We start from the raw sequence: 10,084 nt of genomic DNA on the forward strand, positions 1-10,084 counted from the left end.
GTGCCAGCGAACCGCCGCGCTGCGCTCGGCGGGGCTCGGCTTCGCCGAGCCAGAGCTGGCCCTTCGGGCCGGGGTCCTGCGCTTCGCTCCGGACGGGTTCGGGTTTCGCTGCGCTCCACCCGAACGGCCCGCTCCGCAGGCCTGAGTGACCCTGTTTCACAGGGTACGGGCCTGCGGCCCGTTGGGCGGGTCCGCTTCGCTCCCCCACCCGGGTCCTTCCGGCTTCGCCTTCAGGACTAGCCCGCTCCGCGGGCGCTGGCAGCAGTGTCGGTGGTGTCGCTTAGGGTCCCCCTTGACGGGGTCGGCAGCGAAGCATCCAGCACTGGAAACCCAACGGCGGAAACCTCCCAGCCTGCACGGGGGCGGCCACGGCCTAACCGGCGACCGGGGCAAAAGGGCCATGCAGACGCTTGACAGCACCGACCCCGCCACCTCGCCAATGCGCAAGAGTCCTCCGGAGAGTCGGTCCGCTTCACTCCCGCACCCGGGTCCCCGTGCGCGGGCTTGGGTGACCCCGTTTCACGGGGTCTGGGTCTTCGGCCCGTTGGGCGTCCGCTTCGCTCCCGCCCTTTCAGTCCTTCCGGCTTCGCTTCCAGGACCACAGCCCGCTTCGCGGGCGGCTGACGGCAGCTGGGGGGATCCGGTCTATCAGGCGGTAGGCGATGTCGTGACCGTAGTAGTCGGCCAGGTCCATCGCACTCATGCCTCCGGGAGGTTGCGGTCTTGGATTGGCCCCGTAGGCCAGCAGGATCACTGTGAGCCGGCTGTCGATCGGAGTCCCTGCCTGAAGTGCCGAGTCCCCCTCCAAGTCGATGGCATGCTCCAGCAGAGTCATCCCACAGCACACCTCGTTGACATCTGCGCCTTCATCGAGGAGGCGGGTCAGCTCGGCATGGTCGCTGGACTCGACCGCCTGATGGGCGGGCGTCCAAGGATTCTCGACCATTCGGCTCCTCTTCGCTTCCCTCTGGTCGTCAGTCATGTGCTCGGCTCTAACGGATGCCGTCGAGGAGCGCTGCGGCCGTTTCCAGATCGACTGCTGGATCCCCTGTCGCCTCGACAGCGGCGATGAGCTTGTCGAGCTGGGCCGGGGGCACCTGATGAGCCAGACCCTCCCGAAGTTGCGCGGTGTCGAAGTGGGCGTCCTGGTCGTATCCGTAGAGATCTGCCAGAAGTTCATGAGGCGTGGGGTCCACTGGGCACTCCTCCACAGGGGGCGGGGGATCCGGCTGACAGGTGAGCAGAGCTGGGACCGGCCGTACAAGGTCGCTCGTTCGTTTCAAGGCCAAGGGTACATGCTGCATCAAAGTGATGCAGCATGTACCCTTGGAAGAAATAAGGGACTGCCTAGGGTCGTCTATGGATCAGATCGGGACGGCAGATTTCACAGGGGCCTCGCTGGGCCTGCACATCGCTGCGAGGTACGGACTGAGCATCATGGGTCTCGTCTCCTCTCCAGCGGGCGTAGCGCTGACCGTCTTTGATTCCTTCACAGTTAGGCGTCCTGTGGTAGACGCTCCCGCCTTTGGTGACGTACACCCTCCGGGGAAGCTCCGATCGCGCTGTTCGGCAGTGGTCGCACTGGGAGCTGGGCAGGAGCATCACTTCGCAGAAGTCTTCGTCCATGGTCCCATTTTCTCAAGCCGATGCCGTCATGACCATCTCTTATAGGTCAACTCCCGCCACTCGATCGGTCCTTGGCGTGGCGCCTGGAACCGTGACCTGAGCCCGTCCTATTCGCGCCCCGTCGAGAGATAGATGTGAGGTTCAATCTCGATGATTCAGCTCCGTGAGCACCAGGTCGATCAGAAGTCGGCGTTTCGGAAATGGGTGGGATTTCCTGCAAGGTCATCTGTACCGGCTCGGGGTGCCCGAGGCACAATCATCTCCGCGACCGGCTCGGGCAAGACGATCACGGCCGCCGCGTGCGCCCTGGAGAGCTTCGCGGACGGCCGGATCCTCGTCACCGTGCCCACCCTGGACCTGCTCGCCCAGACCGCCCAGGCGTGGCGCCTGGTGGGCCACCGCGCCCCGATGATCGCCGTCTGCTCCCTGGAGAACGACCCGGTCCTGACCGAGCTGGGAGTGCGCACCACCACGAACCCGATCCAGCTCGCCCTGTGGGCAGCCTCCGGACCGGTCGTCGTGTTCGCCACGTACGCCTCCCTCGTGGACCGCGAGGACATCGACGCACCCGAGGGCCCGCAGAAGGTTCGCGGGCCACTGGAGGCCGCCCTGGCAGGCGGGGAGCGCCTCTACGGCCAGCAAATGAACGGCTTCGACCTCGCCATCGTCGACGAGGCCCACGGCACCGCCGGCGACCTCGGACGGCCCTGGGCGGCCATCCACGACAACACCCGCGTCCCGGCCGACTTCCGGCTCTACCTCACCGCCACCCCGCGCATCCTGGCCGCGGCCCGGCCACAGAAGGGCATTGGGGGCCAGGAGGCCGAGATCGCGAGCATGGCCGACGACCCGGACGGCACCTACGGCCCGTGGCTCGCCGAGCTCGGCCTGAGCGAGGCGATCGAGCGGGGGATCCTCGCAGGGTTCGAGATCGACGTGCTGGAGATCCGCGACCCCGCCCCCGTACTCGGGGAGTCCGAGGAAGCGCAGCGGGGCCGGCGTCTGGCGCTGCTGCAGGCCGCGCTCCTGGAGCACGCCGCGGCGTACAACCTGCGTACGGTCATGACGTTCCACCAGAAGGTGGAGGAGGCCGCCGCGTTCGCGGAGAAGCTGCCGGAGACGGCGGCCGAGTTGTACGTCAACGACGCCTCCGACGCCGACCTGGCGGCCGCGGAGAAGCTGCCGAAGTCCTCGATCGACGCGGAGTTCTACGAGCTGGAGGCCGGGCGCCACGTTCCGCCGGACCGGGTGTGGTCGGCGTGGCTGTGCGGGGACCACCTCGTCACCGAGCGCCGGGAGGTCCTGCGGCAGTTCGCCAACGGCATCGACGCGAACAACCGGCGCGTACACCGGGCATTCCTCTCCTCCGTACGCGTCCTCGGCGAGGGCGTCGACATCACCGGCGAGCGCGGGGTGGAGGCGATCTGCTTCGCCGATACCCGCGGCTCCCAGGTCGAGATCGTCCAGAACATCGGCCGCGCCCTCCGACTCAACAAGGACGGCTCCACAAAGATCGCACGGATCATCGTGCCCGTATTCCTGGAGCCCGGCGAGGACCCCACCGACATGGTCGCCTCCGCGAGCTTCCGCCCCCTTGTAGCCGTCCTCCAAGGCCTGCGTTCTCATGACGAGCGCCTTGTCGAGCAGCTCGCCTCCCGCGCCCTCACCAGCGGCAAGCGCAAGACCCACCTCCGACGCGACGAGGACGGGAGGATCGTCGGAGCCGGCGGCGCGGGTGACGGCGAGGACCAGGAGGATGGCGCCGACGCCGCCGCGAAGTCGGCCCTGCTCCACTTTTCCAGCCCGCGCGACGCGGCCACCATCGCCGCATTCCTACGCACCCGCGTCTACCGACCCGAGTCACTGGTGTGGCTGGAGGGCTACCAGGCCCTGATCCGGTGGCGGGCGGAGAACGAGATCACCGGCCTGTACGCCGTCCCGTACGACACCGAAACCGAGGTCGGCATCACCAAAGCGTTCCCGCTCGGGCGGTGGGTACACCAGCAGCGCAAGGCCCTGCGCGCCGGGGAGCTGGAGGACCGGCGCAAGGTCCTCCTGGACGCTCCGGAGGCCGGGATGGTGTGGGAGCCGGGCGAGGAGGCGTGGGAGGCCAAGCTCGCCGTACTCCGCTCCTACCAGCGGGCCACCGGACACCTCGCACCACGACAAGACGCCATCTGGGGCGAAGACGACGCAATGGTGCCCGTCGGGCAGTACATGGCCAACCTCCGCCGGAAGGGAGCGAAGAACGGGCTGGGGAAGGACGAGGACACCGCGACGACCCGGGCCGCGCAGCTTGCCGCGATCGACAAGGACTGGAACTGCCCCTGGCCACTCGACTGGCAGCGGCAGTACCGCGTGCTTGCGGACCTGGTCGAAGCCGACGGGCAGCTGCCCGACATCGCCCCGGGCGTGCTGCTGGACGGCGACGACATCGGACGATGGCTCCAGCAGCAGAAGCAGCCAGCCACCTGGACACGGCTGCTACCCGAGCAGCAGGACCGCCTGACCGCGATCGGCGTACAACCCAACCAGACGCCCCCTCCCGCCCCAGCAACCAGCCGCGGAGCGAACGGGCCGACCAAGGCACAACAGGCCTTCCAGCGTGGCCTGACAGCCCTCACCCAGTGGGTAGAGCGCGAAGGCACCCACCGGCCGATCCCCCGCGCCCACGGGGAGGAAATCACAGTCGACGGCGGGGCCGAGCCGGTGGTCGTGAAGCTGGGCGTGTGGGTCTCCAACACCAAGCAGCGACGCAACAAACTCACCCACGACCAGCTGAACGCGCTACGAGAGCTCGGCATCCACTGGGCGTGAGCGGCCACCTGAGTCGGGCCGGCAACCGAGGTCCCGGGCCTCCCGTCGAGCCTTGCCTGGCCTCGGTACTGGCGGACTCTCTTAATCGGCTGTCGCCGGTTCCCCATGGAACACAACCTGTCGGTGACCCTGTGTGGTCCGCGACGGCGTATCGGCTCCACATCCCGCCGGTCTCGTTGAGCCGGCGGGTGTGGTTTTGTGGGTAGCCGAGAGGTCCAGTCGTTGTTGCCTGCCCCGGTACGGGTGGGAACCGAATACGCAGGAAAGGGGCCGCCGCCGGAACCGTGCTACGCGCTCCGGGTCGGGAGCCAGGTGTCGATGACCTCGGCGACAAGGGCGGCGCCGCGGCTGTTCTGATGGATGTGGTCGGTCGTGAGCACGAGACCCCGGCGCCGCGAGATCGTGTCGAGGCTGCGGCGCAGCAAGGTGCGCCGGACGAGGACACTGACGCTCGCCGCGGGCGTCGGGTCCCGGTAGGGGATCGGCGGCGGGTCCGCCTGGCGTAGTTCCTCGGTCTGGCGTTCGTGGAGCGGGAGGTAGGTCGCCTTGTTGGTGGTGGCGACCTCGGCGATCATGCGGCTGTACGCCTGTGATGCCCGCGCCGCGGCTCCGTCGAGTTGTTGGCCAAGGACCGGGAGGGACAGCAGAGCGATCGTCGCGTCGGTCTGCGTTCGCAGCCGTTCGACGACGGCTCCCAGGCACTGCTGGAACCAGTCGGCCGACGGGCGCTCGGGGAGTTGCTTGCGCTGCATGGCCCGCTCGACGGGGTAGCCGGCGAGGCTCGCTCGGGCGTCGTTGGTCCCGATCAGCACGGTGATCACGTCGGGTGCGTCCGCGACGACGGCATCGAGGCGCCGTGAGAGGTTGTGGGCGAAGTCGCCGTTGACGCCGAAGCGGGCGAGCCGTACGTCGCCGGGAGGTCGGCGTCTTTCGAGAAGGTCCAGGTAGTCGACGCTGAGTTGCGCGCGGGTGAGGCTGTCGCCGAGGCACGCGACACGGGTCGTCACGGTGTTCGCGGGCCGGATGTGTCGGCGTGCTCGGTCGGGCGGGTTTCGGTCCGGGGACGGTGGTCGGTGCCGAGGCCAGCGGTGATGGTCAGGATGGACGCCGGTCCCGCCATATCGACCGCGTGCCATGTCCCGGCCGGGTTGACGGTGGCCTCGCCTGGCCCGAGCACAACCCGGTCGGGCACTCCGTCCACATCGCGCGTGACCGTCACCGACCCGCTGAGGCAGACGACCAGTTCGTCTCCGGCGGGGTGGCGCTCCCAATGGTCGCCGAGGCCGTCGCCGTCGAAGATCGTCACCATCCGGCCCTCGGCGCCGTCCGCCGCGACCGCGGCGCTGTAGGCATGGAGCACCTCCGGGTCCCAGGCGAAGCCCTCGACGGGTTTCGCTCTCGACCCCAGCCCGAGGTGCACGGGGGTGGTCCGAAGGTCGATGGCGTTGGGTTCGTGATTGACGAGTCTCATGCCGACGATCGTCACAGGACGGCAATAGGGTGGTCTTGAAGGAAAGGGAACGGAAGCTGACGCGATGGGCGGCCGGTCGGCGACTACCCAGTCCCGAGCAGGACTTCGCCGCGACGCCATGCTGTCGGCGATCGGCCCGTGAACTCGCTCCACTCCCGGACGAGATGGGCCTGGTCGGCGTAGCCGGAGGCGGTCGCCACATCGGCCCACGGAAGCGGGTCGTGCGTGGTGGCCAGGTCGTGCGCGTGCTCGAAGCGCAGAACCCGGGCGAAGGTCTTCGGCGACAGGCCCACCTCGCCACGGAACCGCTCGGTGAGGTACCGACGGCTCCAGCCCAGTTCCTCGGCGACTGCACCGACCTGGACGCAGCCCCGTGCGGCGACGAGGCGGCGCCAGGCCTCGGCCACCTCGGGGCGCATCCGGGACACGGGGTCGCCGCCGGCGCCACGACCCACAGCTCGCAGGAGCAACTCGTCCAGTACGGTGAACCGCGCCGCCCATGTCGATGCCGCGCGGAGCCGGTCAACCAGTTCGACGCCGAGCGCTCCGAGAAGCTCGTCGAGTGGGACCAGTCGGTGGGCGAGCACAGCGGCGGGCATGCCGTAGATGGCCCGAGCCCCGAGCGGTGTCAGTGACACCTGCACGCCTTCCTGGCGTCCGTCGTGGTGTATCGCGACGGACCGGCGCATCAGACCGCTGGCCACACTGCCGAATCGGGTGATCGGTGACCCGTCGCCAACGCCCGCCGCCACCTCCAAAGGGCCGGACAGACTGATCACCGCAGTGAGCACGCGACTCGGCGGGCCGCAGTGCACCCCCGCCGGGAACCCACGAAGATCGAAACCGACATACGAGCCGACGTACCGCCGCAAGGCGGGCGCCGGACGGGTCCTGGTGGCCTTATGGTCTTCCACCCTCGCAGTGTACGAACCGGCGGTCGGCACAGCGGTACAGCGGTACAGCGGACCATCGGTACAGCGGTTATCGGTGAGATTGATCTCCGGTCGGCTACCACAGGTACAGCTTCACCGCCTCCACCCCGACCGGTGGCGGCCTGCGCCCGCTGCGCGACCCGGACGCCCCTGGGCTGGAGGACGACGACGGCAGCTCGGACTGACCGCGGCAGTGGCGGATGCTTCCGGCCAGGGGTGGGGTGGACGCGGTCACCGACGCGGCGCCATGAGGGCGGCCGCTGGTCCGGTGTCCTCGGCCTTCGCGGCGGTGTTGTCCGACCGTCGTGGGTGAACCGGGCCTGCCAGGAACGGACCACCTGAGGGCCGTAGACCTGGGTGAACTCCCACCGGGCGCAACCAGCCGGCCAGGCCGAATGGCCGCCCCCGCACACCAGGGGACGGCCCTTCGGCCAGCCGGTACAGCCTGCGTGAGGGACGCTGGCTGGCCTGGGAGGGATGAGCAGCGTCGAAGTTCGCCGTCACCCCCGGCCGGCTGGCCGCCGCCGAGGAGCGCACCCGCGCTGGCAGGCCGAGCGGGAACGCCGCTGGCAGCAGCTGGCGCGGCGCTGGTCGTCCTCGGTGTCGGCCTGTTGGCGAAGATGGTCGCGGACGGTGTTCCCGCCCTGGGATGGCTGCGCTGGCTTTCCCCGTTCGGCCTGACCGCCCTGACCCGCCCGTACGGCGGGGCCCGGATCTGGCCGCTCCTGCTTCTCGCCACCGCGGGCGTCGCCCTCGCTGTCGCCGCCGTATTGGCTTCCGGGCGACGCGACATCCGCGGCGGCTCCTGCGCCCGTCTTCCGGCCGGGCCCCGCGGTTGAGGCTGCTCGGCTCGGTCCTGGGCTTCGCTGTACGTCGCACGCTGCGGCCCCTGGCCGCCTGGTGTGCCGGGGTAGGTACCTACTACCTGCTCATTGGGGTGCTTGCCCTGTCGATGACGGCCTTCCTCACGGACAACCCGCGCTTCGCGGAGCTCGCTGGACAGGCCGGATTCGCCGGGCTCGGCACCGTCCGCGGATACGCGTCCACTCTGTTCGCGCTGCTGGCCGTCCCTGCTGGAGTCTTTGCCGCCGTCCGCCTTGCCGCGCTCGCCGCCGACGAGGCCGGCCGACGGCTGCCCCTGCTGTTCGCCCAGCCTCTGACCCGGACGCGCCTGCTCGTCGCTGAGATCACCGCCGTGTGCGGGGGCGTCGTCGTTCTCGTGACGGTGGCCGGTCTGGCCACCTGGGCTGGGATGCAGGCCGCCGGTGCCGACCTCGGCTTTGCCGCTGCCCTTGCCGGTGCCTGGAACGTGCTGCCGATCGGGTTCCTGTGCCTGGGCGCCGGCGTGCTCGCACTGGGCTGGGCACCACGGGCAGCAGCCCTCGTCGGCCCGCTACCGGCTGCGGGAGGATTCCTCCTGAAAGTCATCGCCGACAGCTCAGGCCTGCCGACTTGGGGGGCCCAGCTCTCCCCGTTCACGCATCTTGCCGCCGTGCCCGACGCTCCGGCCCACTGGCCCACTGGCCCACTGGCCCACTGGCCCACTGGCCCACTGGCCCACTGGCCAGCCTCGCTCCTGATGGTCGCCGTCGCGGTGCTCGCCACAGCTGCCGGGGCCATGGGCTACCGACTACGCGACCTGCAAGTCTGACCCGGTAGACAGACCTAATTCCGCGATCGGGAAGAAACGACTGGTCGGCTCGGCCACCGGCTCACCTTCCTACGTCGCTTCCTGGGCGACATCAGAGGTGATGTTTCTGGGTCAGGATGAGGCGTCCGGCCAGCCCAGTAGCCGCGCCCTGATGACGGCAGTCTGGAGGGTGTAGCGGTGCCGGGGGTCGCCCGGGTCGGTCTGGGTGAGGGAGCGTATGCGTTCCAGCCGGTAGGTCAGCGCCCGCACGCTGAGCGAGAGGCGGCGGGCGGCCTCGACGGCGACGCAGCCGCTGTCGAAGTAGGCGGAGAGCGTGTCGATCAGCGGTTGCGCTCCGCCGCGGGCTTCCCGGAGCGGGCCGAGGGTGGTTTCCACGAGGTCGGCCATCGCCTGGCGGTCCCGTGCGAGGACCGGGTAGACGAGCAGGTCGGCGGCGTGCAGGACGGGTCCTTCCAGGTTCATCCGGTCGGCGAGGTCCAGGGCGTTGAGGGCTTCTTCGTAGGAGTGGACAGCACCGCCCGGCCCGGGATGGGTGCGGCCGACGTGAAGAACGAAGGTCCTGACCCGTGAATAGGGCCCCTGGCGGCCGCCCTCCGGTCACTCAGACAGTCGTCGAAGGCGACCCGGCCCCATGGGCGAACGAGTGAGTTGGACGTAGAGGCCGTGTTCCGTCTGTCTCAGCTGCGTTCCTGGGTGTGCAGGCGTCCCACATGAGCCGAGTTCGAGCCCTTGGCGGCCGCACCGCGTCTCGTGGCGGACCCCACACCACAGAAGGAGCCCACCATGGTCATCCACCCGTTGAGGCGACGCCTCTCCGCCCTCGCCACCATCCTGGGGATGGGCATCGCCCTGCCGTTCACCGTAGGGGTCACCCCCGCCTACGCGCAGGCCCAGCTGGACATCACGAAGACCCACTCGGGGGACTTCTCCCGGGGCGGGCAGGGGACCTTCACCATCACGGTGAGCAATCCCGGCGACGAGGAGACCCTCACGAGCGGGGTGCGGATGACGGACAATTTCCCCGCAGGGCTCACAGCCACATCACACGACGTCCTCCACAACAACAACGGCGGAATTATCTGTGCTATCACCAACGAAGGAACCAGGTTTTCGTGCGAAGTCGACCAAATGGTAGTCGGAGGCAGCTACGCGGTCGAAGTAGTCGTCAGCGTGGCCGAAGACGCTCCTTGCACGGTCAGGAACACCGCCACGGTGAGGGAGCTCGAAGGCAGCCTCAGCGACTCGGCAAGTGACACCGTCAACATTCCCGGCCCCAACTGCAACGGCGGCGGGAACGGGGACGGAACGTCCATCCTGCCCATCAGCCTCAGCGGCCTGATCCCGATCTACAACAACATCAACACGGGCAGCAACGTCCTGAGCCCCGGTGCAACTAACACCAACAGCCAGTCCTTCAGGGCGAATGCGGCCCCCTGAGCGAGCGCCGCTCACGCGGAGCGCGTCCAGCAGGACGTAGGGAATAGGCGACAGGCCGCCTCCTCCACGACATCGCTTTGGTCCGCCCCTCCCGGCACCGGCTCACCAAGCATCCCAGGAGTCGCGTTCGCGGAACGGTTACCGTAACCG

The 10,084-nt window shown here is 69.0% G+C and carries 9 protein-coding genes and 1 pseudogene; 4 read left to right on the forward strand and 6 right to left on the reverse strand.

What is annotated here, in order from left to right; translation table 11 throughout:
• Positions 1 to 571: 571 nt before the first annotated feature.
• Both ACFV7Q_RS31465 and ACFV7Q_RS31470 read right to left on the reverse strand, forming a co-directional pair.
• On the reverse strand, positions 572 to 982 hold the full coding sequence (locus tag ACFV7Q_RS31465) for an ankyrin repeat domain-containing protein (RefSeq protein WP_385433637.1): 411 nt from the start codon (positions 980 to 982) through the stop codon (positions 572 to 574).
• A gap of 10 nt (positions 983 to 992) precedes the next feature.
• Positions 993 to 1,196, reverse strand: coding sequence for a hypothetical protein (locus tag ACFV7Q_RS31470; RefSeq protein ID WP_385433639.1), 204 nt, complete (start codon positions 1,194 to 1,196; stop codon positions 993 to 995).
• A gap of 580 nt (positions 1,197 to 1,776) precedes the next feature.
• Between ACFV7Q_RS31470 and ACFV7Q_RS31475 the strand changes: the two genes are divergently transcribed.
• Positions 1,777 to 4,443, forward strand: a complete 2,667-nt coding sequence (locus ACFV7Q_RS31475; RefSeq protein WP_385433641.1) for a Helicase associated domain protein — start codon at positions 1,777 to 1,779, stop codon at positions 4,441 to 4,443.
• Positions 4,444 to 4,730: 287 nt separating this feature from the next.
• On the opposite strand, the gene ACFV7Q_RS31480 is transcribed toward ACFV7Q_RS31475, so the two are convergent.
• The 3 genes from ACFV7Q_RS31480 to ACFV7Q_RS31490 all read right to left on the reverse strand — a co-directional run bounded on the left by ACFV7Q_RS31480 (position 4,731) and on the right by ACFV7Q_RS31490 (position 6,828).
• Positions 4,731 to 5,450 (reverse strand): SGNH/GDSL hydrolase family protein, encoded by a 720-nt coding sequence (locus ACFV7Q_RS31480; protein ID WP_385433643.1) that lies wholly within the window; start codon positions 5,448 to 5,450, stop codon positions 4,731 to 4,733.
• Entirely contained in the window at positions 5,447 to 5,929 is a 483-nt protein-coding gene (locus ACFV7Q_RS31485; RefSeq protein ID WP_385433645.1) for a cupin domain-containing protein, read from the reverse strand. The genes ACFV7Q_RS31480 and ACFV7Q_RS31485 overlap by 4 nt, the downstream gene beginning before the upstream one ends.
• 68 nt (positions 5,930 to 5,997) lie before the next feature.
• A complete protein-coding gene (locus tag ACFV7Q_RS31490; protein ID WP_385433647.1) occupies positions 5,998 to 6,828 on the reverse strand; it encodes a helix-turn-helix domain-containing protein in 831 nt (276 codons plus the stop codon).
• 629 nt (positions 6,829 to 7,457) lie between these two features.
• On the opposite strand from ACFV7Q_RS31490, the gene ACFV7Q_RS31495 reads away from it, so the two are divergent.
• Positions 7,458 to 7,685 (forward strand): hypothetical protein, encoded by a 228-nt coding sequence (locus ACFV7Q_RS31495; protein WP_385433649.1) that lies wholly within the window; start codon positions 7,458 to 7,460, stop codon positions 7,683 to 7,685.
• Positions 7,682 to 8,497 (forward strand): hypothetical protein, encoded by an 816-nt coding sequence (locus ACFV7Q_RS31500; protein ID WP_385433651.1) that lies wholly within the window; start codon positions 7,682 to 7,684, stop codon positions 8,495 to 8,497. The genes ACFV7Q_RS31495 and ACFV7Q_RS31500 overlap by 4 nt, the downstream gene beginning before the upstream one ends.
• Before the next feature lie 111 nt (positions 8,498 to 8,608).
• On the opposite strand, the pseudogene ACFV7Q_RS31505 reads toward ACFV7Q_RS31500, so the two are convergent.
• Positions 8,609 to 9,040 (reverse strand): annotated as a pseudogene (locus tag ACFV7Q_RS31505) (PucR family transcriptional regulator); the annotation flags it as partial.
• Positions 9,041 to 9,280: 240 nt separating this feature from the next.
• Here ACFV7Q_RS31505 and ACFV7Q_RS31510 point away from each other — a divergent pair.
• Entirely contained in the window at positions 9,281 to 9,934 is a 654-nt protein-coding gene (locus ACFV7Q_RS31510) for a hypothetical protein (RefSeq protein ID WP_385433653.1), read from the forward strand.
• Positions 9,935 to 10,084: the final 150 nt, after the last annotated feature.

Source organism: Streptomyces sp. NPDC059851, from assembly GCF_042732005.1.
Lineage (GTDB): Bacteria > Actinomycetota > Actinomycetes > Streptomycetales > Streptomycetaceae > Streptomyces.

What these genes read in the sequence shown, in the direction of transcription:
- ACFV7Q_RS31510 (WP_385433653.1), top strand. Translation starts at nt 9,281, where the DNA reads ATGGTCATCCACCCGTTGAGGCGACGCCTCTCCGCCCTCGCCACCATC.
- ACFV7Q_RS31475 (WP_385433641.1), top strand. Translation starts at nt 1,777, where the DNA reads ATGATTCAGCTCCGTGAGCACCAGGTCGATCAGAAGTCGGCGTTTCGG.
- ACFV7Q_RS31465 (WP_385433637.1), bottom strand. Translation starts at nt 982, where the DNA reads ATGACTGACGACCAGAGGGAAGCGAAGAGGAGCCGAATGGTCGAGAAT.